This is a genomic window from Lentzea sp. NPDC020367, from assembly GCF_044387305.1.
Classification (GTDB): Bacteria; Actinomycetota; Actinomycetes; order Mycobacteriales; family Pseudonocardiaceae; genus Lentzea.
This window is the reverse complement of the sequence record NZ_JBIRVV010000005.1, coordinates 448638-475004: the sequence shown is the minus strand read 5'-3', so window position 1 is coordinate 475004 and position 26367 is coordinate 448638. Positions and strand designations below refer to the sequence as shown.

The window sequence follows — 26367 nt, the reverse complement described above, 5'->3', positions numbered from 1 at the left end:
GCGTAGACCTTCAGCAGAACGTCGACGGTGTGGCCCGCACGCTCGGCGACCTCGGTCGGGGGTACGCCGGCCGCGAGCCACGTCGACACAGCGGCATGACGGAGGTCATACGGATCTCCCGCCAGCGGCGAGGCGAATTGTTGCGGCGACAGCCCGACCTTCCGCGTCTTCTTCCACGCGTCCGTGTAGACCGTCGCGTTGATCGGCGCTCCACTGACCTTCCCGCGGAACAGACGGCCGTCCGGCGTGGTGCGGAACGTCGCGAGGTGCAACCTCAGGACGGCCACGAGTTGCGGAGGGATCGGGACGACTCGCACGGCGCCTTCAGCCCGTCGCTTGAGCGTCCGCTCCTCCCACATCTCGCCCGAGTCGGTGTAGCGGCTGTTCGCCCTCGAAGCGGACTTCTCCAGGATCAGTTCGCCCCAGCCGGTCTCAGGGAGCTTGCAGTCCACTTCACGCAGCCGGTTGACCTCGCACGGCCGTAGTGCCGCGTAGTACATCGTCGCGAAGAACCCGTACAGGTAGTCGTACTGGCCGGTGATCGTCCCCGCGTACGTGACGGCCGCCAGGATCTGCCGACCCTGTTTCGGGTTGAGCACCGACCGGGGATCAACCTCGACGTTGCCCCGCTGAATCGCGGCCTTCTGGCCGGTGACCGGGTTGGCCACGAGTTCCTCCTTGTCGACCGCGAACTTGAGCAGGTGGTGCAGCACGCCGCGCCGAGTTCGCGTGGTCCACGTGGACGCCTTCTTGCCGCCGAGGTTTCGTCCGAGGGACCGCAGCAGGTTCGATATCTCGATCTTGTCCGCCAGCTGCCGGACGGGCCGTGAGTGCGCCGTGATCCAGTCAGCCGCCGCCGATTCGTCCACGGTCAGTTCCCGTTCTCGGCGGTTCGTGGGCAAGAGGCAGGTGGTCAGAACACGCCGCAACAGGCGTTCGTCCGGTGCGTTCTTGTCTGCGGTGACGAACGCGGCGATTGGCACGGCCAGCGTGTCCACGAGCCGCTTCCGCGTGTTGGCCGCCGCGTCTTCCCACTCGTGATCGATGAACTCTTGAGCCACCTTCAGGAGCGATCTGGCGACCTTGGCCTTGGCCTCTGACTCAGGAAGCCCAGAGTCAATGTCGAAGGCCTCACCGTTGTTCATGGCCTTGATGAGCTGGTTCCGGCGGTTGTTGGCCAGCGTCTTGGTCCGGTACCACTCGGACTGCTCCTTGCCCGCCGTGATCCAGCGGACGCCGTAGGGCTTGGGTCGTCTCTTGCCGTTCTTGTCGGGCTTGAGGACCTTCAGCTCCCAGACGTTGACCTTGTAGGTGAGGTTCACGCGACCTCACTCCTTAGGTCGAGGAGCCACGCGGTGAAGTCGGCACCAGAGATGCGCAACGACCCGTTTCGCAGCTTGTGCACCACAGGAGCGGCACCGGGGATCTGCCGCCACTTGTAGAACGTGTCCTTCGAGATGCGCATCCGCGCGCAGAACTCGTCTGCCGTCATGAAGTCGTCCGGGTCAGGCAGCTTGGCGGCCATGAGATCCCCCTTCCTGTTCGTACTTGCGTAGGCGTTGCGCCCGGACCCGTTCGGCGATGCCGGCCGCGAGCTCGCGTTCCGCGTCGTTGTCGTAGCCGGACCCGGCGTACTGCCAGTCGTTGACGACGACCACGGCCGCGGGATCGAGTTCGAGGCGCTCGAACATTTCGAGCGTCCGGAACGTCCTGCGCTCTTCGCGGATGGCGCGGAACGTGGTCGAGTAGTGCTTTGACTTGGTGAGGAAGTGGCCGCGGAACCCGAGCATGTGCGCCCACTTGCGCAGGTTCAGGTCCTCGAAGTCGGCCAGGCCGCCGAGGTCCCACGCGGTCTGCACCATCCGCCGGTGGTGCTCGGAGATGTGCAGGACGTCGATGTCCAGCTGTGAGCGAATCGGCCGGTCCGCCGTGTCCTTCGCGCCCGTGCCTTTGGTGGCGTACTTGGCGACGTAGCCCGCCAACCGGGCCTCGCTGATCTCCCCGGACTCGTCTTCCACCTGGGAGCCGCGGATTCCCTTGGTGTCGACCTGTTCGCCCCACAGCAGGCGTAGCGCCGAGCCGTCCGGCCGGGTGGTGTCGATCCCGACCGAGCGAGCCGCAGCCTTGATGCAGTCGCCGAGCAGTTCGGCCGTGGCCCACGCTGGGGTGGGGTCGTGAGGTCCGTCCGGTCCATCGACTCGAACGACGGCGTGGAAGTGGACGAGGCCCCGCCGCTGGTATTCGGCGACCTTGGCGTACGACAGCCGGGCGTGGTGCTTGAACTCGGAGACCTTCAGGCCGGCCGCGCCAGCGAGCTTGCGGCGCAGGGCGATGGTGAACCGGTGCCACAGCTTGCCCGCGTGTGCCTGCCAGAGAACCGAGCCCGTGTAGTCGTAGGTCCCAGCGTCGACCGCACCGCCGATGCGGGGATCGTCGCCGTGGTGCCATTCGCCGCAGCCCGTACAGGGCCGGACCTTGCCGGTCGTGGCGATCGGTCGGTTGTGGACCGGACCGAACGACGGAGCAGTGAGCGTCGCGAACACCCGAGGCTTCTCGGAGACGTCCGCGGGAACGCCCTTGCTGCCACCAGCCAAGCCCGCGTGCATCAGGTGGTAGGCGTCGGCCGCGTACCGGTCCGAGCAGGCCGGGCAGACCGACTCCCGGCGGTTGCCGCACGGGACCATGACGTCCCCGCCGATGTGCTCGATCACGCCGCCGTTGAGGTCCTGGAGTTGGAAGGCGCCGGACAACCGGATGGGTGCGGCGCATCCGCCGATCGCGGTCACCCGGTCTCGCCATGCCCGGAAGTCGACCGCCTTGACTCGTGCGGTGATGCGGTCTTCCAGAGTGAGCACGGATGACGCTCCTTCCGTTGCGGGAAAACGAAAAAGCGGGGCACGACCGGAGTTCTGGTCATGCCCCGCGTTGATCGAGATGGGTCAGGCCGCGAGCTGTGCGGCGATGCGCTCCGCGTAGTCCTCGGGCACGTTCAGCGCGTCCTGAACGTCCTGCGCTGTTAGTGCACGGCCTTGAGCGCGGACCTCGTTCGCCTTGGCGTCCAACGCGCCCTGGAGGTGCCCAGGAAGCCGCACGGCGGACCGAACGGGTGCCGGAGCAGCAACGGGGTTGGCGGGAGCGGGAGAGACGACCTGAGCGGCCAGATCACGCGCGGCGTTGCACCGTTGCTGAATGACCGGCATGACTTCGGCCAGCAGGAACACCACGAGCGGGATCACGAGGTGCAGGAACACCATCCCGGCGTTGACCTGCCCGTCCGGAGGCCGCAGCGACGACCACACGTTGGTGACGAGCGTGGCCCCGAGCAGCACCCGCTTGAGCCACTTGACCGGGCGATCATCAACCGCCAGGCCGTGCGACAACATCTGTGCTTCCCAGCGCAGGAGCGTGATCAGGATTCCGGCGAAGGCCGGTTCCACGAGCCACGCGCCCCACCACATCGGGTCAGACGGCCCGAGGCTCCCGGCGAGGAACGCTTGCACGCCGGTCGCGGTGAAGCCGAGGCCGCAGGTCATGAAGCACCACATGGAGCGTGTCACTGAGACCCGGAACCGGTCCGCCCGCACCGCCGCAAGCAACGGGTTCGCGGCGAGCTGGTGGATGTCCCGCGCCTCATCGAGCTGCGCCCGCAGGCGCCGAACGGTTCGAGTCTCGCGAGGTTCGGAGGACTCAGCTTCGTTGGTGTGCTTGGACTTCCCGGACACCTGGCCACCTACTTCCCGTACGCGGCCTTGCGGAGAAGAGCCCCGAGCCAGAGCAGTTCGGCAACGAGCACCAGGAGCCCGACGAACCCGAACAGCAGGTACATGCAGATCAGCGAGGCCGCAGCGGCGAACACGATGTGCGCGACTCGGGCGAAGCTGCGGAGATTGACCGGGACGGCGAGTACGAGCTTCATCAGGCCACGTCCTTTGCATTCCTGGCGGGGTAGTGGATGCGGCGGCGTTCAGCGCCGGACAGGCCGCCCACGACGCCGAAGGCGTTGTCTCGGTATCGAGCGGGTCCGCTCGCTTCCCAGCTGAGTTGGTTCTCTCGGCACTCGGCGAGAACCGGGCAGGTGGCGCACACGGCCTTGGCGGCAGCGGTTCGGCCGGCGGTGTGGAACAAGCTCGGATCGGCGTCGGCGCAGGCGGCCCGGTCACGCCAGGCGGGCGGTTCGCCGCCGAACAGGAGCTTCATCAGCACGCGGTAGCCGTGCGGTTCGGTGTTCACGCTGCCACCGCCAACCGCGAAGGCGAGCCACAGCGTGCGGCCTGCACAACCTTGGCGACCTCATCGAAGGTGACCTGTTCCGGCGTGCAGGCGGAGAGTCGGAAGGCGTTGGCGAGCACCGCCGCCGAGCTGGACTTGAGCTTGCCGCCCAGCTCGACCACCGAGGCCGACGCGGCCAGCCCCAGCGTGATCCCGGACCCGGTCCGTCCGGTCGCGGCAACCGACAGAGTTCCCGCGGCTTGCAGGGACCACATCAGCTCGACCCCGTGCAGCGAGGCCGCCCAGACCAGCAGGCACGCGAGCCGATCAGGCGCGGAGCCGGAGGTGAACTCGGCGTGCACCGAGCCGGACGACGTGGAGATCACCAAGCGGTCCGGCCGGGGCAGGCCGAGGGTTCGGATGTGGCCGCGGATCGAGCGGAGCAGGCCGTCCAGACGTCGAGGCGCACTGTTTTCGGGCATGACAAGACCTCCACGATTAGTGGCGAAAAGTGTTGGGGTGAAAGAAAGTCAGGCGATCGAACGGACGGAGCCGGTCTGTCCGTTGCGGACGAACTCCACGAGTTCGCGGATGTTGTCGTCCGTCGTGTACGCGGCACGGACCCGACGGGGAACGCGTGAGCGTTCGTCGGTGCGGTAGCCGATGCCGGCCGTTTCCGGGATGGCGGGGATCTGGTCGGCGATCGCGCCCCGTTCCCGAGCGCCGTCACCCAGCACCATGTCCGGGTGCGTCGGTGACGTGGTGCGCAGGCACACGCGGTTGGGGAACAGGTCCCGGATCGACAGCGTGTCCTTGTCCGGTTCTTGGATGTAGGCGTCCGCGACGTGCAGGGTTGCGCGGCCCATCGAGGTGCCCCGAGCCAGCAGGGCCGTGATCTGCCGGGCGTACTCCGGCCGGTAGGCGACCAGGGAGCCGATCTCGTCCACGATCAGCAGGTTGAGCGGGTACTCACGCGACGGCTGGACTGACCGAAGCCCAGCCCGCTGCATCCGCTTCTGGGTGCGCTCCATGTCGTTCACCCACATCTCGATCAGCTCCAGGCAATCGCCCGCGTCATCGGCGTAGCGGTTCTCCGTGATCGGCTTGATGGCCTGGAACTCCAGGTACTTCGGGTCGCAGACCCACAGGCGGACGATGCCGTCCCTGATCAGCGGGGCCATCGAGCGCAGCTTGGCGAACGCCAGCGAGTTCTTGCCCGACCCGGTTCCGCCCACCGTCAGGGTGTGCGTGCCCTGGACGGGTTCGGTCCAGTCGCCGCCGTACTCGTCCTCACCCAGCAGCACCGCCCGCAGGTCCACGTCCTCGGAGTGCTCGGGCATGTCCGGCGCCGGGATGATCTCCGTGAACGGTTCGTCACGCTGGACCACGAGCGCCACGTAGCCGGGCTTCATCAGCTCGATCGCAACGCGTTCAGCCTCGATCGAGTGCGCCAGCTCTTCGGCCTGCCGGGCGAAATGCATCGGTGACTGTCCCTTGGCCAGCTTCACCAACACGGTGTCGATCGACGGCGAGTACGACCGGACACGCACCACACGCGGGTAGTTCGTGACCCTCTTCCGGCGGTGCTCGGTTGTGAGCTTGTGGACGTCCATCAGGTCTCGCCAGCGTCCACCGGAGTAGGCCCCGAACCACCGACGCTGCCAGGCCCTCAGGACCGGCGCGGCCAGCGTGTCGAACGAGTCCGGGTGACCCCGGTACCAAAGCCCGGTCGCACCAGCCGCGCCGCCGAGGACGTAGCCGGTGGTCGTCGGACCGAGCGCGCAGGCACCGGCAGCGACAGCCGACGGCGCGAGCATCCATTCCGGGTTCCTGGCCAGCCACCGCGCCGCACGGAACTCGGCGGCCACAACGCGCTTGCTTGCGTTCCACTTCCAACCCACTGGTGAACTCCTTCGTAGGTGCGCGACGGCCGACCCTCGAACGTGTCGAAGATCGGCCGCCGCGTTGATCAGTGCGGATCTAGTCCTTGGGCAGCTGCCCGCGGGCGTATGACGCTTCCGTGGTCAGCACGCTGACCGAGCGGACGAACCGGCGCCGCAGGTCCGTGAAGCCCTCTCGGCGAACCGGGATGCCGTCCATTGCCGTGCGGAGTTGCTTCATCGCCTGGTCCACGTTGGACACGGCGTTGTCGAGCTGGTGAGACATCGATCAGGCTCCCCACTCTTTGGCCTTCAACTTGATCTCGTGCCGCTTGGCTTGCTCCCGGAGCGCACTGAGTTCGTTCCGCGCGGTCCGCAGATAGCCCTTGAGTTCGTCCGGCGTGGCAACTCGCCAACCGCCAGCCTTTCCGGGCTTCTCGCTCATCTTGTTGATGAGCTTTTCCAGCGGTACAAGCAGTTCCTCAACGAAATCCATCGCGCCGACGAACGCGCCGTACCGCTGCTGCGCCCGCTCGTTCAACATCTCTTGGATCAACTGGCCAACCTCTCAACCCTCGGGTCTCCCACGTAGATGAAGCGGTACAGCGCTTGCTGTAGCTCCAGGTGGTCCCGCCAGCTCTGGCCGACGTGCGGAAAGCCATGCTTCGCAAGGACTTCGCCAACCTCGTGGACGAAGCCGAACGTGAAGCGCGGATCGTCGCCGTCCGGATCGGCGGGTTCGATCGGGTACGAGCGCTCATCCATGCCGGAACTCCTTTCGGGAGGCACGGCAAACCCAGGAACGTAAGGCGTACCTGGATTCACCGAATCTCCCGGAGCACACGAAATGCTCCGGATTTAGGCATGGTTCGACTCACTGTGGAATTCTCAAAGAACAAATTGAGTGCCCTGGCCCGACTCGAAGCGGGCTACCGGCCTACCGGGCAGGGCTGACGGGACTAAGCCGCGGGAGCCACCACGATCTGGGCCGCCGGGGCAAGGCCATCAGCCTTGAACCACAGGCCGGACGCGGTGATCTTCCCGTCGTCCCCGCGCATCTCGTACGTGTTGATCACGGGGTTGACCAGCTCGATGTAGTCGCCCTCCTCGAACCCCGCACCGGGGTCGTGGGGGAGGTTGACGCGGATCTCTTCGCCCTTCGCCTTGCGGCGGCCCTCGGTCGGTCGAGGCTTGGCGAACAGCACCACCACGAACTGCTCCTCGTTCGTGTGGCGGTCGATCACGGGCACCAACTGCCCGCCGTCCAGTTCGCGCATCTTCACGCAGGGCGTTTCGGTGATCATGAGCTTGTAGTGGGACAGGATCACCGGGATGTCGTTCAGAGCCACGTTGGTACCTCTCGTAGTAGGTCTTGCTCTATCAATACAACCAACATAGCTAGTAGAGCTAGAAGAGTCACTGGTTCAATCGGGTGATATTCAGCTTTGCTAGCTTTGTCGCTACAGTGGATGCATGGCACTTGATCCCGCGGACCCGCGGCCGGCGTATCAGCAGATCGCTGATGACCTGCGGCGATACATCGCGTCCGACGCCGTGCAGGTGGGGGACAAGCTGCCGTCTCTGGCCGAGTTGCAGACGAAGTACGGCCGCGCCGTCATGACCTTGCAGAAGGCACTGGACGTGTTGCGCACCGCTGGACTCGTCATGTCCCGCCAGGGCGAGGGCACCATCGTGGTGAAGAAGCCAGAAGCCCACACGGAAGAGCCGGAAGTTGGCTCCCCGCATGAGCTTCGGGCGATCCTGGAGAAGATCAGCGGCACGCTGGACAACCTCAGCGAGCGCGTTTCCGCCGTTGAGGCGGAGGTGTTCGGCTCACCTTCAGGTGGTCCTCGATCCGGGTCAGACGATCGCTGAGTTCGTCCACCTTGGAATCCAACTTGGAGGCCAAGGCGTACAGGTCACGCCACGTCTCCGCGGTCCATCCGGTCTCTGACACCTTGCCCTCCTTCGCTGCTACCGGTTGTTCTTCTGGTGTGTTGGCGGTTCTGCCCTCCGAGCGGTGAACCGTCGCCAGGCGACGATGCCCGCGTAGACCACGACGAAGGACGTCAGAGCTTCCGCCGCTCGACCGATCACGCCGGCCTCTCCGGCCCGCCAGGACCGGTCTCTCCGAACCACTCCGCGTCGACCGTCAGCGCGTGCCGTCCGGCGAGCTGATCCGGCAGCTCCTCGGGCGTCGTGCCGACCTTCGCGGCGAGATCCTCGAAGTTGAGCTTCGGCCAGTTCGCCGTGAGTGCGTCGACTCGATCGGCGAAGGCCGTCGCGGCGCGCGAAAGGTTCCGCGCGAAACCGATCGCGAGCTCAGCCGCGTCCTGTCGCCCCGCCAGCTGCACGGTGATCTGGGAGTCGCCGCACATCACGACGAGCGACGGGTGGCCTTGTGCGTGTTCGACCAGCGATGCTTCTGCGTCCTCTTCTGGCTGCACCAGTACGTAGAAGCCCATGTGATCCACCTCCGTTTGCGCCTGGGTCTTGTAGAACCACAGTCGCCCGCACGGAGCATCGATCCAATATCAACTAGCGATGGCGGTATCGCTGGTATCGATAAGTCCAGGTTAAAGGCGTAATCGACCCGCTACACTCGGCTCAGATTCGGGGGTTGACCAGCGGGGGAGGATCAGCGCGTGAGTTCGTCCAAGCAGCGCTGCCGCACCTGCGACACGATCTTGGCGAGCGATCGCCAGGGCAGCTTGTGTGGCCGATGCGAAGCCGCCTACGCGACCCATGCGCCGGTCCAGCGCCCGGAGTTCTGGCTTCAGCCGTCGATCCAGGACGCCCTGCGCACCTTGAACATCGGCCAGCTCTTCCGCGCGTACCGCCAGGCCCACAGCCCGACGTTGCCACAATCGACCCTCGCGGCGTGGCTCGACATCACCCAGGGCCAGGTCAGTGTCATCGAACGCGGACGCCGGCCGGTCACCGATCTCGAACGCCTTGAGCGCTGGTGCAACGCCCTGCGCGTGCCGCACGAACACCGGTGGTTCCGTGCGGGTTATCGCGATGCGGAAACCCAAGCGCCGCAAGAGAAATCACTTTCCGACCTTGGTCTTGCCTACGCGGCCTCTCTCCCGACTACGGTGGAAGTCGTAGCCGAGCTTGGGAGGCACGACATGGAGCGCCGCACCTTCCTGTCCAGCGCGTTGTTCTCCGTCGCCGCATCGGTCGCACCAAGCCGAGACTGGTTGCTCGCCACGCTGGACGAGGCGACCACGGCCACCGGCAAGATCAGCACCGAGCAGGTCCAGGCGATCCGCCGCACCTTCGGCGTCTTCCAGGAGCTCGACGTGATGCGCGGTGGCGGCCATGCCCGCGAGCAGCTCGCGTCCTACCTGACCTCACACGTCGTGCCGCTGCTGAAGTCGAACGACCCCGAGACCCCGAACGGCGCCGCGCTTTACGAGGCAGCCGCAGAACAGCTCTACCTCCTGGGGTGGATGGCGTTCGACAACGGCGAGCACGCGTTGGCCCAGCGCTACCTGATCCAGTCGCTCCGCCTGGCGGAAGCCGCGGGAAGCCCTGACCTTGGTGCACACGTTCTGGCCGGCCTTTCCGACCAGGCGACGTTGACCGGCGAGCCGGAACAGGCGGTGCAGCTCGCGAAGGCTGGACGCGCGGGACTTCTCGCCAAAGGCACCTCGACAGCGTGCCTCGCAGACCTCTACGCGCTCCAGGCCCGCGCCGAAGCAGCGATGGGGGATGGGAAGGCCGCCGCGAAGAGCGTGCACCTGTCGGAGACGACGTTCGAGAACGTGTCCGTGGAGAACGAGCCAGAGTGGGCGCGGTTCATCGATCCCGCGTACCTCAACGGCGAGCACGCCCACACCTTCCGCGACCTCGAACGTCCCAACGAGGCCGCTCACTTTGCCGGACTGTCGATCGTTGAGTCCGAGCGGCAGAACCGAGCCCGGCGCGGATCGATGGCGCAGGCTGCCCTTGCTCGTGCGGCGATCGACTCGCACGACCTTGAAACCGCAGCGTCTGCAGGAATGGCAGCTGCGAAGCTTGCGGCTACGGTGAAGTCGTCGCGTTCCGTCGAAGCAGTTGCGGATCTTCGATCGCGCCTGCGTGCGCACGGCGAGTCGCCTGCTGTGCGCGACTTCCTGGATGTTTCAGGGGCGTTGCTTCCGGCGATGGGCCCGCGAGCGTAACAACGGGAGGTGCTGCTCAATTGGACGATGAAGGTCATGTTGAGCAGATACTGACCAGCGTTCGGCGACTCACGCTCGACTATCACACCGGTGTCCAAGTTGTTGAATTTGCGGATGGCCGTGTCGCTGCGGGGATTAACAACTCTGCTGCAAATTCAGCGGAAGCTGCTGGTGATATTCAGGCGTCATCCTACGATGTGTCGGCCCGTGAGATCACTTTTTTCTCGACTGATGGCGCGCAGTTCGTTGCGGAGATTGGCCGGAATTCGGATCCTGATGATCGGCGTGCGCGGCCGATCATCTATCTTGATCAAAATCACTGGATCACGCTTGCGCGCCGCATTCACAACCCGTCCAAAGTACAGTCATCGGACATGGCGCCAAGTGAGAGGATTATTGAGCTTGCACGGGCTCAGAAAATAATCCTTCCGCTTTCGGCGGGCCACCTCGTGGAGACAACGAGAGCGCATGGGGGTTGGCGCCGTAACCTCGCACCAGTCATGATGGAATTGTCGAGGGGGTGGCAAATGCTGCACCCTGTCGATGTTCGACACGCTGAACTGGACGTGACCTTCACGCGCCTGTCAGGCGGTTTGGCGGATATGCCAGTCGGTAATGACATCTTCGGGCTGACGCCAAGGATGGTATTCGGTCGTGCTGCAACACCTCCGCCGGAGAGTGAGTTGAGCGCCGATTTGCCATCTGCGATGCGCGACCTCGCTGGTCGTACGTCGTGGGTTGCTAGCATCTATTCTATATTGCTGGAAAACGATGCCATTCCGACTCCAGAAGGTGACCGAGCCGCAGAAGCATGGGCGCGGCGATACGCTGATTTGGCGGTTGAGCTTCGAGATAACAGGCAAGCGCGGACAAATGCACGGAAGATAACGCTCGTGAAGTATTTGCTAGATCTGCGACCAGAGATGGCTGAGGCCGCACTTAGGGCTGGTATTTCGGCCGAGCGCTTCGAAGAGTGGGCGTTCGGGGATGCTGAGTTTGATATCGCTGCATGCCCTTCAGTAGGGCTTGCGCGGGAAGCTGTACACCATCGCCTCATGAACGCTGACGATCATTGGGAGGCGAACGATCTCACGGATCTCAACTTTCTTGCTTGTGCAACGGCCTATGCGGATGTTGTTGTTGCAGAGCGAAAGGCAACGGGCTACCTGACTAGGGCTTGGAGGGCTCGTGGTACCGATCCGCCGATCGTCAGATCGCTTCCAGCTTTGGTTGATCGTCTCGAAACCCTAGTTTCCTAGTGTGATGTCTTACTCGGACGGGTATGCGTCTGCTATTAGTCTCCTGGCGTCGTACTGATGAGCGCGATCGCGTGCAAGAGTGCCGTTTCCCGCCGCCGCTACGAAGTAAAACTGTGACGGCCACGAAGAGAAGGGCTTAATCTTGCCGGTGCGCAAGCCAGTGTCGTAGCTGCGTGCGGCCGACAGCACGTTGATCTGCCAAGTGAGGCTCGAACTGCCTGGAATGCGAGCTGGAAGTTCTGGGCCTTCCTCAATCTCGTTAACTTCTAGGACGGGCTTCTTATTTCCGTATGGAACTATCTTGAATCCTTGAATGCTCACGTCGCCCCGACCTTCGTTCGTAACGGTGAAGGCCATCGAAACACGACGAGCCGCGGGATCCGTTTCCATGTGGAGCACGACTAGGCGTAGCCGTGGACCGCTCGCTCGGTAGCTCAGATAGGCAATGCGAGCAGCAAGGCTTGAGACCAGCAGCGCCAAGATCGATGTACCCAAAGCTGCGTATACAACCCATGCAGGTGTGCCTCCAGGCATGGCCGGAGCATAGACGGAGCAGGTTCATCAGGCTGGGTCGACACCGTGGCCGCGGTGTTCAGAGTTTCTTTTCTTCATCAAGGCGGCCCCTGCGGGGCCGCTCGGCCGCACTGTGCTGATCCCGTCCGGAAGGGGCTTAACGGCCCCATCTCTTTGTCGCTCGGGCAAGCGGGCGGGGCCCGGCCTTCGGCCACCCACCCGCGCCCGGCGACGGAAGGCAGGGCCTACCCCGACCGGACGGGACAGCGGCCGAGCAACCCCACAGCTGCCGCAGGTAGATCCCCTGACACAGCACGAGCTTTCTCCTGGGGGTCTGACGCCCCTGGTCCCACCACCGCTAACGCCAGAACACCGCCTTCAAGAGCGCTACGCGTCGCTTCGCGATGGTCTACTGCCTCTCTTGACGTCGGCATTCTGATGCCAAGCGCAGCAGGGGCAGGGGAACGGGATGCTGATCGCGCAGCGCGGCGAAGTCAGACCAGCTAGTCGATGTGCAGCTCTGGTTGTTCCTCGCCGTCTTGAACGCTGTTGCGCGCGTTCTTCTCCTGACTCACGTTTTGACTGTGCGCAATAACTTGCGCATCTCCTTGTGCATGAACGTGCACGGACTGATCCACATGCGATAGGTGTCGGCGATTCCAAGCCTTGACGTCACCGCCAAACTCCCTTGCGCAGCGGATGCCATCGGCGGTTAGTTTGACCCGAAGTGGCATTGGGTTGCCCCATACCTTGTGCCCGGTGATGAGTCCTGCGGCTTCAAGGTACTCGATGCAGCTCTCCAGATCCGTCAAGGTGACGACGATACCGACGGGAATCTCTATGTCCACCTTCAAGAAGGCGCCTGGATTGGGCTGGCGAGAGTTGTTCTCATATTGCCACAACATATAGGCCTGACAAATCGCATCACTGCGATCTGCATCCGTCACATGACACCTGCCGCGCCAAGGCCATCAAGGATGAGCTTGATGATCGTTCCTGCTCCTGCGCCAACCGTGATGCCCGCCTTCAAGCGGGAGCCCCACCCCTTCAGCTTCTCCTGGTCAGGCTCGGCCTTCTTGGCTTCTTCGAGGATTCCCTTGATCGACTCCTCGACGCCAGCCTTAGCGTCTTCGGGGAGGTTCAACGCTGGCAGCGCCTCCGCGGCCAGCTGGGCAGTCTCGGTCAGCTTGGTGACATCAACGTCACCGCCAGCGTGGATCTGCGTCACGTTGTCACTATGAGCGGCAACCTGCGCGTCGCCGCCTGCCTTTACATGGACCGATTGATCGTTCGACACGTGCTGCTCCTCATACCGCTTAATGACGCTAATGATGTCATCGATCTTGATATTCGTGCCGCCCAGGCCGGCGAGCTGCAAGCTATAGGTGATGACGTTATGATCTCCAGTTACCGCGAACTGGACTGGGTGTTCTAAGCCCGTCTTGCGTGAAGCTTCTTGGTCCTCCGGCGTTAGCTCGCTCAAACGCTCCGCTAGTGCTGTTCGGGCTCCAATGAGAAGCCCTTCAATGGCGGCGTTCGAAACAGTCCAGTAGGCGGATCTGACGACAGTCTGGTCATCGCTGACGCTGAACTTGTTAAGCATCTCGATAAGCAGGCTCGACCACCCCGGACTGAGCTGGTGAACTTGGTCGCCTTTCCTTGCCAGCGCCTCAAGCTCACCAACTCCATTGCCGAGTGCTGCATGTTCGATGTCGTATCGTTTGTTGAAAGGTTCGGGCAGCATCGAAGTGTGCAGACGCTGAGTCATGCTGTGATAACCAGCCCTGTTTGTGATCATCACGATCATGGGGGCAGGAACAAGGCGATAGTTGGGCAGGCTGTCTCCGGCGTAGCCGTTGAGCTCCTCGCGAGCCCAGGCACGCAAGTTCTCCAACCCGGTCTGCTTGCCAAGCACAATGATCTTCTGCAACAACGACGATAGAGGCACAGCGTCGTCGAGCACGCCTTGTTGGATCTGCGCGAGAGGCCGTACGCGCCGGAAAGACATGGCGACCATCTTCTCATCGCTCCATGCAAATCACGCATGACACTTCGGCTCGACCACCGACCAACTACGCGCACCGCGCCTCGTTCTGACCCCTCGCTCGTGCCATTTGCGTGGTGTAAGCGCTGGTCAACAGCGGTATGCCATGGTCCCTCGTGACTGTCCCCGCGCGCAGGCCGGGAGCTTCCAGGTACGCCGTCGCAACGGGTTCCCAAGCTGAAGGCTTACAAGCTGCACGACAATGTGGGCGCGCGGGGACGAGCGCCGAGTAGTCGACTGATCTTGCTGGGCACGGCGCTCGGCTGCCGCGCCTATGGACAGCTCGCCGCCTTGACGGCGTCGACCAGCCCACAGGCTTGCCAACGGAACATGCACGGAACAGAGTGCGTCCGCGGAACGGCCGGCGGGACCTCAGCAGCAGGTCACGGTCATGATCGGCGGATTTTCGAAGCTCCGCACGATGGAACTGCGCGGCTAGACCTCGCCCACGCAGTGCCGTTCCGCAGTTCCTGCGTGGAGGCTTCAAAGGCCGGTTGACCTGCTCCGATGCTGCCAACGACGTCAGTGTCGGCAAGTCACCGTCTGTCGCTGACTGCGGCCTTCTGCGGCTGTCTCTGGAACATGTGTGGAACAAGAAGAGCCCCCTGGCGAGATCATCGCCAGGGGGCTCTTCTATGCAGTCTAGCTGCGGGAACGTCTCGCCAGGCCGACCGTGAGGCGCGCAAAGTCGTCAGTACGCTGGCGTAAATTCTGGCTATAGTTTTGCCTATGGAGACGCGCGTTCCTCTAGCTACTGCCCGTAATCAACTGTCTGAACTCGTGGCACGAGTCGAGAAGACTCATGAACGTGTCACGTTGACCAAGCATGGGGTCGATACGGTCGTTCTGATCGCCAAAGCCGAGTTGGAAGGCCTGGAGCAGACCATTGAGATCTTGTCTGCCGAAGACGACTCGCGTGGACAGGTCCTCAAGGCGATTCGCCAGGCGCAAGAGGACGTGGAGCAAGGCAGGATCGCTGACATGGACGAGCTGATCGAGTCGCTCAAGCGCCGCACCGGCGAGTAACCACGCTCTGTGCAGGAGTAGCGCCATAAGTCATGCGGTCGAGGGCTTGACAGTGGCGCTACTGTTGCACCAAATGACTCGACGCAGCGGCTCTGAACGCTCCTCCTATGACGTCGTCTGGCCCGCCATCGTGGCGGCAAAGCTCAAAAAGCCTGAGTTGCGGTGGCAAGCCGACGCCATCGTCAACTTTGTTTACACTGAGCTAGCGTTCGACCCCACCGAGTTTGGTGTCTATGGGCGCAAGTTCGGAGGCGAGAAGCGCGAAGGCGAGCAGTGCGAAGGGGAGTACTCGGTAATCCAAAAGCACTTCTTTGTCATCTACGAACTCAAGGGCAGTACTCTCACGGTCGTGGATGTCAGGCCCCGACACGATCGCGGCACCCGTCCCGGACGCCGCTAACTGTAAGGACTTGACATGACCTATCGCTTGTCGCTGACCGAGACCGCAACTGAGGAGATCTCGCGCCTACCAGCTCGGGACGCGACAGTTGTCCTTAACTTCATCAATGAGCAGCTCAGCAGGAAGCCCGAGGTGCTCGGCACTTCGCTGACCGGGGCGCTCAAAGGGCTGCTCGCGATCAAACACAAGCAGTACACGATCATCTACGACGTCGATGATTCAGCTCGCGTAGTCAACGTTCTAAGGGTTGGTTAGCGCGTGGGCCTCAGCTGGTCTCTGAGGCCCACGTCGCTAAATGCGATTGTTTAGCAGGTTCTCGATTTTTTGGTTCGACTTCTCCCGTTGCCCGTCTAGCACCTTCGCATAGACCTTCAACAGCACGTCGACCGTGTGCCCGGCCCGCTCCGCGACCTCCGCCGGAGGCAGGCCGGCCGCGAGCCACGTAGAGACCGCCGCGTGCCGCAGGGAGTACGGCGTGTCTGCCAACGGCGACTCGAACTGCTCCGGCGATATTGCGAGCTCACGAACGCGACCCCACGCGTGGGTGTAGACCGTCGCATTGATCGGTCCGCCGCTGATCATCCCGCGGAACAGCCGTCCATCCGACGTGGTCCCGAAGGTCTTCAGGTGCAGTCGGAGGATCCCGACCAACACGGGAGGAATCGGCACCGGTCGGACGGCGCCCTCAGCCTGCCGCTTGAGCGAACGTGTCTCCCACAGCTCGCCAGAGTCGGTGTACCGCCCGTTCGCTCGTGAAGCCGACTTCTCCAGAATGAGTTCACCCCAGCCGGTCTCGGGCAGCTTGCAGTCAGCCTCCCTCAGCCGGTTGACCTCACACGGACGCAGAGCCGCGTAGTACATGGTCGCGAAGAACCCGTACAGGTAGTCGTACTGCCCCGTCGTGGTGCCTGCATAGGTCACAGCCGCGAGGCATTGGCGCCCTTGAGCGGGGTTCACGACCGATCGAGGATCAACCTCGCTCGTGCCCCGCTGCACCGCAGACTTCAGCCCGGTGATCGGGTTCGCATCGAGTTCGCCGACGTCGACCGCGAACCCGAGCAGGTGGTGAAGCACGCCGCGCCGGGTTCGTGTCGTCCACGCGGCGGCAACCTTGCCGTCGAGGTTCCTGCCGAGCGACCGCAGCAGCCGACCAGTTTCGATCTTGTCAGCCAGTTCGCGAACCAGACGAGAGTTGGCCTCGATCCAACCCACTGCGTCCTGCTCTGTCCCCGTCAGCGACCGGTTGCGGGTGTTGTCGGGGAGAAGGTGCGTCGTCAGCACCCGCCGGAGCACGCGAGTCGGAGGCGCACCCTTCTGCGACCCCACGAACGCGGCCACCGGGATGGCCAAGGTGTCGACGTAACGCTTCCGGGTGTTGGGCGCCGCCTCCTCCCACGACTCACTGATGAATTCCTGTGCGAGCTTCAACAGCGACCGCGCGGACTGCTTCTTGACCTCCGACTCCGGCAAGCCCGAAGTGATGTCGAAGGCTTCGCCCTTCTTGACGAACTGCTTCAGGTCGGAGCGGCGGTTGTCCGCGAGCGCCTTGGACTTGTACCACTCCGAGTGCTGCTTTCCGGCCGTCGCCCAGCGGACCCCGTACGGCTTCGGGCGGACCTTCCCGTTGGCGTCCGGCTTGAGGACCTTCAGCGCGTAGATGCTGATCTTGTAGGTGAGGTTCACGCGGCATCACTCCGCAGGCCGAGCAGCCACTCGGCGAAGTCAGCGCCAGAGATACGCAACGCCCCGTTCCGCATCTTGTGCACGACAGGAGCGGCACCGGGGATCTGCCGCCACTTGTAGAAGGTGTCCTTCGAGATGCGCATTCGGGCGCAGAACTCGTCGGCCGTCATGAAGTCGTCTGGCTTAGGCAGTTCGGACATGGTGTTTCCCCTCCTGTTCGTACTTGCGTAGGCGTTGAGCTCGGACGCGTTCGGCGATGCCGGCCGCGAGTTCGCGTTCCGCGTCGTTGTCGTAGCCGGATCCGGCGTACTGCCAGTCGTTGACGACGACCACGGCCGCGGGATCGAGTTCGAGGCGCTCGAACATTTCGAGCGTCCGGAACGTGCGTCGTTCCTCGCGGATGGCGCGGAACGTCGTGGAGTAGTGCTTGGACTTGGTTAGGAAGTGGCCGCGGAACCCGAGCATGTGCGCCCACTTCCGCAGGTTCAGTTCCTCGAAGTCGGCTAGGCCGCCGAGGTCCCAGGCGGTCTGCACCATCCGTCGGTGGTGCTCGGAGATCTGGAGGATCTCGATGTCCAGTTGGGAGCGGATCGGCCGGTCTGCCGTGTCCTTCGCTCCTGTGCCCTTGGTGGCGTACTTGGCGACGTAGCCCGCCAACCGGGCCTCGCTGATCTCGCCGGATTCGTCTTCCACCTGGGAGCCGCGGATTCCCTTGGTGTCGACCTGTTCGCCCCACAGCAGGCGCAGCGTCGAGCCGTCCGGCCGCGTGGTGTCGATCCGCACTGCCCGAGCCGCCGCCTTGATGCAGTTGCCGAGCAGTTCGGCCGTGGCCCATGCCGGGGTGGGGTCGTGAGGTCCGTCCGGTCCGTCGACGCGCACGACGGCGTGGAAGTGGACGAGGCCCCGCCGCTGGTATTCGGCGACCTTGGCGTACGAGAGCCGGGCGTGGTCTTTGAACTCGGAGACCTTCAGGCCGGCCGCGCCAGCGAGCTTGCGGCGCAGTGCGATGGTGAACCGGTGCCACAGCTTCCCAGCGTGTGCCTGCCAGAGCACCGCGCCTTCGTAGTCGTAGGTGCCGGGGTCGACAGCACCGCCGATGCGCGGATCGTCGCCGTGATGCCATTCCCCGCAGCCGGTGCAGGGCCGGACCTTGCCGGTCGAGTTGGCCGGGCGGTTGTGGACCGGACCGAACGACGGCGCGGTGAGGGTCGCGAAGACACGAGGCTTATCCGAGACCTCGGCGGGAACGCCTTTGCTGCCACCGGCTAGGCCCGCGTGCATCAGGTGGTAGGCGTCGGCCGCATACCGGTCAGAGCAGGCCGGGCAGACCGACTCACGACGGTTGCCGCACGGGACCATCACGTCCCCGCCGATGTGCTCGATCAGACCGCCGTGGAGGTCCCGGAGCTGGAAGGCGCCGGACAACTGGATAGGCGCGGCACAGCCGCCAATCGCGGTCACTCGATCTCGCCATGCCCGGAAGTCGACCGCCTTGACTCGCGCGGTGATGCGGTCTTCCAGAGTGAGCACGGTGGCCCTCCTTTCGTTGCGGGAAAACGAAAAAGGCGGGGCATGACCGGTGTTCTGGTCATGCCCCGCGTGGTTGAGATGGGTCAGGCTGCGAGTTGCGCAGCGAGCCGCGCGGCGTATTCCTCGGGCACGTTGAGCGCATCTTGGATGTCTTGAGCGGTAAGGGATCGACCCTCCGCATGAACCTCGTTCGCCTTGGCGTCCAATGCACCTTGCAGGTGGCCAGGGAGCCTAAGCGCAGTTCGAGTGGGTGCCGCCGGAGTGACTGCGCTCGGAGGGGTGGACGTCGGCACAGGAACGACCTCAGCCGCCTTGTCACGAGCGGCGTTGCAGCGTGCCTGAATCACCGGCATGACTTCGGCGAGCAGGAACACCACGAGCGGGATCACGAGGTGTAGGAACACCATCCCTGCGTTGATCTGCCCGTCCTGGGGTCGCAGCGACGACCAGACGTTGGTGATCAACGTTGCGCCGAGCAGCACTCGCTTGAGCCACTTGACCGGCCGGTCATCGACGGCCAGACCGTGAGCGAGCATCTGCGCTTCCCACCGCAGGAGCGTGATCAGGATTCCGGCGAAGGCCGGTTCCACGAGCCACGCGCCCCACCACATCGGATCAGACGGCCCGAGGTGCCCGGCGAGGAACGCTTGCACGCCGGTCGCTGTGAAGCCGAGGCCGCAGGTCATGAAGCACCACATCGACCGCGTCACCGAGACCCGGAACCGGTCCGCCCGCACCGCCGCTAGCAACGGGTTCGCCGTGAGCTGGTGGATGTCCTGCGCCTCATCAAGCTGCGCCCTCAGCCGTCGAACGGTGCGAGTCTCACGCGGTTCCGCGGACTCGGTTTCGTTGCTGTTATTGGACTTCTCAGACACCAGGCCACCTACTCCCCGTGCGCTGCCTTGAGGAGCAGGCACCCCAGCCACAGGAGTTCGACGGCGAGCACCAGGAGCCCGACGAAGCCGAACAACAGGTACATGCAGATCAGGCAGGTCACCACGGCGGTTGCCATGTGCGCGATGTGGACGAAGCCGCGGAGGTTGACCGGTACGGCGAGTATGAGCTTCATCAGGCCACGTCCTTTGCGTTCTTCGCGGGGTAGTGAATGCGGCGCCGATCAGCACCGGTGAGGCCGCCGACGACGCCGGAGGCGTTGGCCCGGAATCGGGGACTGGTGGCTTCCCAGTCGAGTTGGTCCTGGCGGCACTCGTCGATGACCGGGCAGGACGCGCACACCTTCTTCGCGGCGGCGATTCGGCCGGCGGTGTCGAAGAGGCTCGGATCGGAGCCCGCGCAGGCAGCTCGTTCGCGCCATGCGGGCGGTCCGTCAGTCGGTCCGAACAGGACCCGCATCAACACCCGGTAGCCGAAGGCTTCAGCGTCGTTGTTCCTCATGCCGCCACCGCCAGCCGAGGGGCGGACTTTCGCGCGGCCTGGACGACCTGGGCGACTTCATCGAAGGTGACCTGTTCGGGCGTGCACACGGCCAGCCGGAAGGCCTTGGCGAGCAACGCACCCGAGCCAGACTTGACCTTCCCGCCCAGTTCGACCACCGAGGCCGACGCAGCGAGCCCGAGCGTGACTCCGGAAGCAGTGCGGCCGGTCGCCGCGACGGAGAGGGTTCCGGCGGCCTGGAGGGTCCAGGTCAGCTCGACCCCGTGCAGCGAGGCCGCCCAGACCAGCAGACAGGCCAACCGATCTGGTGCGGTGCCGGAGGTGAATTCGGCGTGCACCGAGCCGGACGGCGTGGAGATGACCAAGCGGTCCGGCCGGGGCAGTCCGAGCGTGCGGATGTGGCCGCGGACCGCACGAAGCAGGCCGTCCAAACGGCGAGGAGCGTTGTTTTCGGGCATGGCAAGGCCTCCACGATTAGTGGTGAAAAGCGTTGGGGTGAAAGAAGGTCAGGCGATTGAGCGAAGAGAGCCGGTCTGTCCGTCGCGGACGAACTCCACGAGTTCGCGGATGTTCTCGTCCGTCGTGTACGCCGCGCGGACCCGACGAGGAACGCGAGAGCGTTCGTCGGTGCGGTAGCCGATGCCGGCCGTTTCGGGAATCGCGGGAATCTGGTCAGCGATCGCACCTCGTTCGCGTGCGCCTTCACCCAGCACCATGTCCGGGTGTGTCGGCGAGGTGGTGCGCAGGCAGATGCGATTGGGGAACAGGTCCCGGATCGACAGCGTGTCCTTGTCCGGTTCCTGGATGTAGGCGTCCGCGACGTGCAGCGTTGCGCGGCCCATCGAGGTACCCCGAGCAAGCAGGCCCGTGATCTGCCGGGCGTACTCAGGCCGGTAGGCGACCAACGACCCGATCTCGTCCACGATCAGCAGGTTGAGCGGGTACTCCCGCGACGGCTGGACCGACCGAAGCCCAGCCCGTTGCATCCGCTTCTGGGTGCGCTCCATGTCGTCGACCCACATCTCGATCAGCTCCAGGCAATCGCCCGCGTCATCGGCGTAGCGGTTCTCCGTGATCGGCTTGATGGCCTGGAACTCCAGGTACTTCGGGTCGCAGACCCACAGGCGGACGATGCCGTCCCTGATCAGCGGGGCCATCGAGCGCAGCTTGGCGAACGCCAGCGAGTTCTTGCCCGAACCGGTCGCGCCAGCCGTCAGGGTGTGCGTGCCCTGCACGGGTTCGGTCCAGTCGCCGCCGTACTCGTCCTCACCCAGCAGCACCGCCCGCAGGTCCACATCTTCGGAGTGCTCAGGCATGTCCGGCGCCGGGATGATCTCCGTGAACGGTTCGTTCCTCTGGACGACGAGCGCCACATAACCGGGCTTCACCAGCTCGATAGCGACGCGCTCCGCCTCCATCGCGTGCGCCAGCTCTTCGGCCTGGCGAGCGAAGTGCATCGGTGACTGGCCCTTGGCCAGCTTCACCAACACGGTGTCGATAGACGGCGAGTACGACCGGACACGCACCACGCGCGGGTAGTTCGTAACCTTCTTCCGGCGGTGCTCGGTTGTCAGCTTGTGCACGTCCATCAGGTCCCGCCAGCGCCCACCGACGTAGGCCCCGAACCACCGCCGCTGCCACGCCCGCAGTGTGGGCGCGGCCAAGGTGTCGAACGAGTCCGGGTGGCCCCGGTACCAAAGCCCGGTCGCGCCAGCTGCGCCACCGAGGACGTAGCCGGTAACGCTCGGACCAAGCGTGCAGGCGCCGGCCGCGACAGCGGACGGGGCGAGCATCCATTCCGGGTTCCTGGCCAGCCATCGTGCCGCGCGGAACTCGGCGGCCACGACGCGCTTGCTTGCGTTCCACTTCCAACCCATTGCAGTACTCCTCAGGGAAGCGCGACGGCCGACCCTCGAACGTGTCGAAGATCGGCCGCCGCGTTGATCAGTGCGGATTCAGTTGTTGGGCAGTTGCCCGCGGGCGTAGGACGCCTCCGTGGTCAGGACGCTGACCGAGCGGACGAACCGGCGCCGCAGGTCCGTGAAGCCCTCACGGCGAACCGGGATGCCGTCCATTGCCGTGCGGAGTTGCTTCATCGCCTGGTCCAGGTTGGACACGGCGTTGTCGAGCTGGTGAGACATCGATCAGGCTCCCCACTCCTTGGCCTTCAAATTGATCTCGTGCCGCTTGGCTTGCTCCCGCAGCGCACTGAGGTCGTTCCGCACGGTCCGCAGGTAGCCCTTGAGTTCGTCGGGTGTCGCGACCCGCCAGCCACCGGCCTTGCCGGGCTTCACGCTCATCCGGTTGATGAGCTTTTCCAGCGGTACCAACAACTCCTCTACGAAGTCCATCGCGCCGACGAACGAGCCGTACCGCTGTTGGGCACGGTCGTTCAACATCTCTTGGATCAACTGGCCAACCTCTCAGTCCTCAAGTCGCCGACGTAGATGAAGCGGTACAACGCTTGCTGCAACTCCAGGTGATCGCGCCAGCTCTCGCCGACGCCCGGAAAGCCGTGCTTCGTAAGGACTTCGCCAACCTCATGAACGAGGCCGAACGTGAAGCGCGGGTCATCGCCGTCCGGATCAGCAAGTTCGATCGGGTACAAGCGCTCATTCATGCTGAAATTCCTTTCGGGAGGCACGGCAAACCCAGGAACGAAGGCGTACCTGGATTCACCGAATCTCCCGGAGCACACGAAATGCTCGGGATTTAGGCATGGTTCGACTCACTGTGTAATTCTCAAAGAACAAATGTGAGTGCCCTGGCCCGACTCGAAGCGGGCTACCGGCCTACCGGGCAGGGCTTGCGGGACTAAGCCGCGGGAGCGGACACGATGCGCGCCGCAGGGGTGAGGCCGTCCGCCTTGAACCACAGACCGGAGGCGGTGATCTTGCCGTCCTCCCCGCGCATCTCGTACGTGTTGATCACGGGGTTGATCAGCTCGACGTAGTCGCCTTCCTCGAACCCTGCGCCGGGGTCACCGGGGAGGTTGACGCGGATCTCCTCGCCCTTCGTCTTGCGGCGACCCTCAGAGGGGCGAGCCTTGGCGAACAGCACCACGACGAACTGCTCTTCGTTCGTGTTGCGGTCGACCACGGGAACGAGCTGGCCGCCGTCGAGTTCGCGCATCTTCACGCAAGGCGCTTCGGTGACCAGGAGCTTGTAGTGGGTCAGGATCACGGGGATGTCGTTCAGAGCCATGTCGTACCTCCAGTGGCGAGTAGCTGATGCATACCAATATAGAGCAGTATGTATCGGATGGCACAGTCCAATCGGGTGACCTATGTCAGTGAGGGCGATCAAAGTTAGTCTGATGTTGTGAGTGACCAGCCAGGACTAGCTGCGTACCAGCGGGTTGTCGAAGCGGTGAAGAGGGACATCCGGTCCGGAGCCCTGGAAGCGGGCGCCCGTCTACTCGGTCACCGCAAACTCGCCGAGCAACACGGCGTTGCGCTCGGGACCGCGCAGAAGGCTGTGCAGATCCTTGAGACCGAGGGCTGGGTGGTCTCGCAACCAGCCGTAGGCGTCTTCGTTCAAGAACCGCCGGCCGAGGATCGAAGCCCGGTCACGATCGAGACGGTCATTCGCCAGCTTGATCAATTGCAGGCGGCGGTCTTGCATCTGACTGAGCGTGTCGAGCAGCTCGAAGCCGCCGACGACGTTCGATCTGTTCCACCTTCTCAGTGACCCTCGTTATGGCGAACTGCAACTGACGCAGCCTGAGGCTGATGAATTCCAACTCATCCGGTGTTCCGTTCATGTAGACATAGAACGGCAGGTGAGGGGGTGCATTGCAGTGTGCTCAAGGGGGTGCATTGATGCACGGAAGGGGTGCACGGGAGGTGCACGGCGTGCAGACACGGTGATCATTTGACCGGAAACAGCGAACCGAACAAGCTCCTAGCTGCGGTGATGCCGGAAGCCGACATGAGCAACAAGGGGCTTGCCGCACGAGTACGAGAACTCGCCAATCGCGACGGTCAAACCGTTGCAGCCGACCACGTGTCTGTGCGTCGTTGGCTCGACGGAACGCGGCCGAAAGCGGCAACTCAGAACTACATCGCGCTTGCTCTCGGCGCCAAGCTCGGCCGGCGCGTCGACCTCGCGGAGATCGGCTTCAACGGCGGAATTCAGGCCGTCGGTCCAGACGCGACAGGGCACGGCGCCGAGTACCCGCCGAGCGCGGACGCTGCTGTTGACCTGATGAGCCAGCTCACCGCGGCTGATCTCGAAGACCAGCCAGCGTTGGTGCGTTCTCAGTGGGCGCACGAGGCCACGCCCGGCATCATCACGGGCTACATGTTCGGCGACTCCCTGCACGTGGCGGACGCGGACGAGCTCCGCCGAGGAGGGGGAGCGGCAGCATCGGCGATCCGCGCGACGGCCGCCAACCTGATGGATCTCGACTTCAAGTACGGCGGCGGACACGTCCGGAAGATGCTGCTCTTCTACTTCAAGACCGAGATCACGCCCCTTCTGCAGGGCGCCCACAACGGGCCGGAACGGCGCGACCTGTTCAGCGCAGCCGCGGAAGTCGCGCAACTGCTCGGGTGGAGCGCGTACGACGCCGGCCGCCACGGTGCGGCACAGCGGTACTTCGTCCAGGGACTACGGCTTGCTCGCGAAGCGCAGGACCACGTCCTAGGTGGACGGTTGTTGGCGAACCTCAGCCACCAGGCGAACTACCTCGGCCGCTTCAACGACGCCGTCCAGTTCGCGCGTGCGGCGCAGGGCTCGACCATCGCGAAGGCAACTCCGGCGGTTACCTCGATGTTCCTCGCGATGGAGGCAAGGGCGTTGGCGAGCAGCGGCCAGGCGCGTGAGTTCGCCCGAGTGATGCACGAGGCGGAGCGGTTTTTCAGCCAGCACGTCCCGGACGACGAACCACCGTGGATCAGCTACTTCAACGCGGAGGAGTTGGCGGGCGAAGCCGCCCACGGATTCCGCGACCTCATCCAGCCGGAGAAGGCCCGCCTGTACGCGGCCCGAGCCATCGCACCGCACGACACCCCGCCGCGGACCCGCGCGTTCATCGGCATGGTCTCGGCCGCGGGTGCGCTCACGAACGGCGACCTTGAGGAAGCCGTGGACCTGGCGGTCGACGCGGTGGACCTGGCCGGCCCGCTGCAATCCAGCAGGTACGTCCGCTATCTCACCGACTTCCACGCGCAGCTCGCGACGCTGCATGCGAAGGACCCCCGCACGCGGCTGTTCGTGGAGCGCGTGATGCGGCACTACCCGGAGATTGATCTCGGAACCGCAGTCCTGCTGACCAGGGTGGCTTAGAAGGGCCGCCACGGAGTCGTTGCGCGGCCGGACCGCATCGTTTCGATCCGCGTGGCGTACTCAGCGGCGATCTCTGCTGACTCGTCAACGTTCTGCATGATCCACGTGGTCATCTTGATCTCGTGCGTGGACTGCAAGACGCGGAATCCCTCCCAGCTGGTGACGTCGTGCCCGTAGGCCTCGCAGAACTCGCGGTACTCGTCCGCGGTCCACCAGCCAGCCGACAGGCACTCGGTCGCCGTCATGGCCAAGTCCCACTCGGGTTGACCCTTGGAGAAGCGCTCGAAGTCGATGAGCAGCGCGGCGCCGTCGCTGACCATCAGGTTCTGGACGTGTGCGTCCCCGTGCGTCGACGTGGGTTCCAGCTGGAACTTGAGACCGCTGATCTCGTCTCGAAGCTCCGTGACCCTGTCCAACAGGAAGCGCTTGTCAGCGTCCGGCACGTCAGAAGACTCGATGCGCGACTCGACGTGCACGAAGATGTCTTGCGCGGGCAGCTCGAACGTCGTCGGGGGCGACGTCTGGTGCAGCCTCAGCAGCAATCGGCCCAGGTCGCCGACGTCCCCGCGGTTGCCGTTGCGTCCGTCGATGTAGCGCCAGAACGTCACCGGGTAGCCCGAAATCAAGATTGGCTGGTTGACCGCGTGCAGCCGGACGGCAGGTACGCCGCTCTCCTCCAGCCAGGTCGAAACCGCCACTTCCTTGACCGCGTCGTCCCAGCGGTCGGCACTCCGCGCGATGCGAACGACGACCCCTGAACGCGCGAGGTGGAACAGGGCGTTCTCGCCCAGGCGCATCAAGCGTGCGTCGGTCGAGTCGATTCCGATGTGGGCGGACGCCTCCCTGAGGACCGCTGAAGCAAGGCGCGAGCTGAAAGGCCCGTCCGGGATGTCCGCTTCAACCACGTTGTGCACCGTGCTCACGCTAGAGGTTCGGTAATTGGGCCGCCAGGTTCGAGGTTCCCGCCCAG

The 26367-nt window shown here is 64.3% G+C and carries 36 protein-coding genes; 8 read left to right on the top strand and 28 right to left on the bottom strand.

The window, feature by feature from the left end:
* The 12 genes from ACH413_RS24100 to ACH413_RS24045 form a co-directional block, all read right to left on the bottom strand.
* On the bottom strand, window positions 1-1322 hold a 1322-nt coding region (locus ACH413_RS24100), incomplete at its 3' end, for a tyrosine-type recombinase/integrase (RefSeq protein WP_396425142.1).
* Window positions 1319-1525 carry an AlpA family transcriptional regulator gene (locus ACH413_RS24095; RefSeq protein ID WP_090065918.1) on the bottom strand — a complete coding sequence of 69 codons (207 nt, stop codon included), beginning with the start codon at window positions 1523-1525 and terminating at the stop codon, window positions 1319-1321. The genes ACH413_RS24095 and ACH413_RS24100, both read right to left, overlap by 4 nt.
* Window positions 1506-2855 carry a replication initiator gene (locus ACH413_RS24090; protein WP_360047006.1) on the bottom strand — a complete coding sequence of 450 codons (1350 nt, stop codon included), beginning with the start codon at window positions 2853-2855 and terminating at the stop codon, window positions 1506-1508. The genes ACH413_RS24095 and ACH413_RS24090 overlap by 20 nt, the downstream gene beginning before the upstream one ends.
* 84 nt (window positions 2856-2939) lie before the next feature.
* A complete protein-coding gene (locus tag ACH413_RS24085) occupies window positions 2940-3722 on the bottom strand; it encodes a hypothetical protein (RefSeq protein WP_360047007.1) in 783 nt (260 codons plus the stop codon).
* Between the two features lie 8 nt (window positions 3723-3730).
* Window positions 3731-3916, bottom strand: coding sequence for a hypothetical protein (locus ACH413_RS24080; RefSeq protein ID WP_360047008.1), 186 nt, complete (start codon window positions 3914-3916; stop codon window positions 3731-3733).
* Window positions 3916-4230 (bottom strand): WhiB family transcriptional regulator, encoded by a 315-nt coding sequence (locus ACH413_RS24075; RefSeq protein ID WP_360047009.1) that lies wholly within the window; start codon window positions 4228-4230, stop codon window positions 3916-3918. The genes ACH413_RS24080 and ACH413_RS24075 overlap by 1 nt, the downstream gene beginning before the upstream one ends.
* Window positions 4227-4691: a hypothetical protein gene (locus ACH413_RS24070; protein WP_360047010.1), complete on the bottom strand. Its 465-nt coding sequence runs from the start codon at window positions 4689-4691 to the stop codon at window positions 4227-4229. The genes ACH413_RS24075 and ACH413_RS24070 overlap by 4 nt, the downstream gene beginning before the upstream one ends.
* 48 nt (window positions 4692-4739) lie before the next feature.
* Entirely contained in the window at window positions 4740-6110 is a 1371-nt protein-coding gene (locus ACH413_RS24065) for an FtsK/SpoIIIE domain-containing protein (RefSeq protein ID WP_360047011.1), read from the bottom strand.
* 79 nt (window positions 6111-6189) lie between these two features.
* A complete protein-coding gene (locus tag ACH413_RS24060; protein ID WP_030473189.1) occupies window positions 6190-6375 on the bottom strand; it encodes a hypothetical protein in 186 nt (61 codons plus the stop codon).
* 3 nt (window positions 6376-6378) lie between these two features.
* Window positions 6379-6645, bottom strand: coding sequence for a hypothetical protein (locus ACH413_RS24055; protein ID WP_360047012.1), 267 nt, complete (start codon window positions 6643-6645; stop codon window positions 6379-6381).
* The gene (locus tag ACH413_RS24050; protein ID WP_360047013.1) at window positions 6642-6854 is read right to left on the bottom strand and encodes a hypothetical protein; all 213 of its coding nucleotides are present in this window, start codon (window positions 6852-6854) and stop codon (window positions 6642-6644) included. The genes ACH413_RS24055 and ACH413_RS24050 overlap by 4 nt, the downstream gene beginning before the upstream one ends.
* A gap of 194 nt (window positions 6855-7048) precedes the next feature.
* The gene (locus ACH413_RS24045; RefSeq protein ID WP_360047014.1) at window positions 7049-7438 is read right to left on the bottom strand and encodes a hypothetical protein; all 390 of its coding nucleotides are present in this window, start codon (window positions 7436-7438) and stop codon (window positions 7049-7051) included.
* 124 nt (window positions 7439-7562) lie between these two features.
* On the opposite strand from ACH413_RS24045, the gene ACH413_RS24040 reads away from it, so the two are divergent.
* Window positions 7563-7964 carry a GntR family transcriptional regulator gene (locus ACH413_RS24040; RefSeq protein ID WP_086666454.1) on the top strand — a complete coding sequence of 134 codons (402 nt, stop codon included), beginning with the start codon at window positions 7563-7565 and terminating at the stop codon, window positions 7962-7964.
* Between the two features lie 218 nt (window positions 7965-8182).
* Here the strand turns inward: ACH413_RS24040 and ACH413_RS24035 are convergent, their stop codons facing one another.
* Window positions 8183-8554 (bottom strand): hypothetical protein, encoded by a 372-nt coding sequence (locus ACH413_RS24035; RefSeq protein ID WP_086666399.1) that lies wholly within the window; start codon window positions 8552-8554, stop codon window positions 8183-8185.
* A 180-nt stretch (window positions 8555-8734) separates the two neighbouring features.
* On the opposite strand from ACH413_RS24035, the gene ACH413_RS24030 reads away from it, so the two are divergent.
* Both ACH413_RS24030 and ACH413_RS24025 read left to right on the top strand, forming a co-directional pair.
* On the top strand, window positions 8735-10258 hold the full coding sequence (locus tag ACH413_RS24030) for a helix-turn-helix transcriptional regulator (RefSeq protein WP_360047015.1): 1524 nt from the start codon (window positions 8735-8737) through the stop codon (window positions 10256-10258).
* A gap of 20 nt (window positions 10259-10278) precedes the next feature.
* Entirely contained in the window at window positions 10279-11517 is a 1239-nt protein-coding gene (locus ACH413_RS24025) for a hypothetical protein (protein ID WP_360047016.1), read from the top strand.
* Between the two features lie 1016 nt (window positions 11518-12533).
* On the opposite strand, the gene ACH413_RS24020 is transcribed toward ACH413_RS24025, so the two are convergent.
* Together ACH413_RS24020 and ACH413_RS24015 are read right to left on the bottom strand one after the other, a co-directional pair.
* Window positions 12534-12977: a hypothetical protein gene (locus ACH413_RS24020; protein WP_360047017.1), complete on the bottom strand. Its 444-nt coding sequence runs from the start codon at window positions 12975-12977 to the stop codon at window positions 12534-12536.
* Window positions 12974-14038 carry a hypothetical protein gene (locus ACH413_RS24015; RefSeq protein WP_360047018.1) on the bottom strand — a complete coding sequence of 355 codons (1065 nt, stop codon included), beginning with the start codon at window positions 14036-14038 and terminating at the stop codon, window positions 12974-12976. The genes ACH413_RS24020 and ACH413_RS24015 overlap by 4 nt, the downstream gene beginning before the upstream one ends.
* Window positions 14039-14803: 765 nt before the next feature.
* On the opposite strand from ACH413_RS24015, the gene ACH413_RS24010 reads away from it, so the two are divergent.
* The 3 genes from ACH413_RS24010 to ACH413_RS24000 all read left to right on the top strand — a co-directional run bounded on the left by ACH413_RS24010 (window position 14804) and on the right by ACH413_RS24000 (window position 15755).
* Window positions 14804-15100, top strand: a complete 297-nt coding sequence (locus ACH413_RS24010) for a type II toxin-antitoxin system prevent-host-death family antitoxin (protein ID WP_360047019.1) — start codon at window positions 14804-14806, stop codon at window positions 15098-15100.
* Between the two features lie 73 nt (window positions 15101-15173).
* Window positions 15174-15500: a hypothetical protein gene (locus ACH413_RS24005; RefSeq protein WP_360047020.1), complete on the top strand. Its 327-nt coding sequence runs from the start codon at window positions 15174-15176 to the stop codon at window positions 15498-15500.
* Between the two features lie 15 nt (window positions 15501-15515).
* Window positions 15516-15755 (top strand): type II toxin-antitoxin system RelE/ParE family toxin, encoded by a 240-nt coding sequence (locus ACH413_RS24000; RefSeq protein WP_360047021.1) that lies wholly within the window; start codon window positions 15516-15518, stop codon window positions 15753-15755.
* 36 nt (window positions 15756-15791) lie between these two features.
* Here the strand turns inward: ACH413_RS24000 and ACH413_RS23995 are convergent, their stop codons facing one another.
* The 12 genes from ACH413_RS23995 to ACH413_RS23940 form a co-directional block, all read right to left on the bottom strand.
* The gene (locus tag ACH413_RS23995) at window positions 15792-17183 is read right to left on the bottom strand and encodes an integrase (RefSeq protein ID WP_360047022.1); all 1392 of its coding nucleotides are present in this window, start codon (window positions 17181-17183) and stop codon (window positions 15792-15794) included.
* Entirely contained in the window at window positions 17180-17383 is a 204-nt protein-coding gene (locus ACH413_RS23990; RefSeq protein ID WP_360047023.1) for a helix-turn-helix domain-containing protein, read from the bottom strand. The genes ACH413_RS23995 and ACH413_RS23990 overlap by 4 nt, the downstream gene beginning before the upstream one ends.
* A complete protein-coding gene (locus ACH413_RS23985) occupies window positions 17367-18713 on the bottom strand; it encodes a replication initiator (protein ID WP_360047024.1) in 1347 nt (448 codons plus the stop codon). The genes ACH413_RS23990 and ACH413_RS23985 overlap by 17 nt, the downstream gene beginning before the upstream one ends.
* A gap of 83 nt (window positions 18714-18796) precedes the next feature.
* Window positions 18797-19588, bottom strand: coding sequence for a hypothetical protein (locus ACH413_RS23980; RefSeq protein ID WP_360047025.1), 792 nt, complete (start codon window positions 19586-19588; stop codon window positions 18797-18799).
* Window positions 19589-19596: 8 nt separating this feature from the next.
* Window positions 19597-19782, bottom strand: coding sequence for a hypothetical protein (locus ACH413_RS23975; RefSeq protein WP_360047026.1), 186 nt, complete (start codon window positions 19780-19782; stop codon window positions 19597-19599).
* A complete protein-coding gene (locus ACH413_RS23970; RefSeq protein ID WP_359757732.1) occupies window positions 19782-20108 on the bottom strand; it encodes a WhiB family transcriptional regulator in 327 nt (108 codons plus the stop codon). The genes ACH413_RS23975 and ACH413_RS23970 overlap by 1 nt, the downstream gene beginning before the upstream one ends.
* Window positions 20105-20566, bottom strand: coding sequence for a hypothetical protein (locus tag ACH413_RS23965; RefSeq protein WP_360047027.1), 462 nt, complete (start codon window positions 20564-20566; stop codon window positions 20105-20107). The genes ACH413_RS23970 and ACH413_RS23965 overlap by 4 nt, the downstream gene beginning before the upstream one ends.
* A gap of 48 nt (window positions 20567-20614) precedes the next feature.
* Window positions 20615-21985 (bottom strand): FtsK/SpoIIIE domain-containing protein, encoded by a 1371-nt coding sequence (locus ACH413_RS23960; protein ID WP_360047028.1) that lies wholly within the window; start codon window positions 21983-21985, stop codon window positions 20615-20617.
* Window positions 21986-22063: 78 nt separating this feature from the next.
* Window positions 22064-22249, bottom strand: coding sequence for a hypothetical protein (locus ACH413_RS23955; RefSeq protein WP_253322590.1), 186 nt, complete (start codon window positions 22247-22249; stop codon window positions 22064-22066).
* 3 nt (window positions 22250-22252) lie between these two features.
* Window positions 22253-22507 carry a hypothetical protein gene (locus ACH413_RS23950; RefSeq protein WP_360047029.1) on the bottom strand — a complete coding sequence of 85 codons (255 nt, stop codon included), beginning with the start codon at window positions 22505-22507 and terminating at the stop codon, window positions 22253-22255.
* A gap of 8 nt (window positions 22508-22515) precedes the next feature.
* A complete protein-coding gene (locus ACH413_RS23945) occupies window positions 22516-22728 on the bottom strand; it encodes a hypothetical protein (protein WP_360047030.1) in 213 nt (70 codons plus the stop codon).
* Between the two features lie 194 nt (window positions 22729-22922).
* Window positions 22923-23312, bottom strand: coding sequence for a hypothetical protein (locus ACH413_RS23940; protein WP_360047031.1), 390 nt, complete (start codon window positions 23310-23312; stop codon window positions 22923-22925).
* A 117-nt stretch (window positions 23313-23429) separates the two neighbouring features.
* On the opposite strand from ACH413_RS23940, the gene ACH413_RS23935 reads away from it, so the two are divergent.
* Both ACH413_RS23935 and ACH413_RS23930 read left to right on the top strand, forming a co-directional pair.
* Window positions 23430-23798 carry a winged helix-turn-helix domain-containing protein gene (locus ACH413_RS23935; protein ID WP_360047032.1) on the top strand — a complete coding sequence of 123 codons (369 nt, stop codon included), beginning with the start codon at window positions 23430-23432 and terminating at the stop codon, window positions 23796-23798.
* A gap of 315 nt (window positions 23799-24113) precedes the next feature.
* Entirely contained in the window at window positions 24114-25397 is a 1284-nt protein-coding gene (locus ACH413_RS23930; protein WP_360047033.1) for a hypothetical protein, read from the top strand.
* On the opposite strand, the gene ACH413_RS23925 is transcribed toward ACH413_RS23930, so the two are convergent.
* Window positions 25394-26311: an aminoglycoside phosphotransferase family protein gene (locus ACH413_RS23925; RefSeq protein WP_360047034.1), complete on the bottom strand. Its 918-nt coding sequence runs from the start codon at window positions 26309-26311 to the stop codon at window positions 25394-25396. The two genes, ACH413_RS23930 and ACH413_RS23925, sit on opposite strands and share 4 nt — an antisense overlap.
* Window positions 26312-26367: the final 56 nt, after the last annotated feature.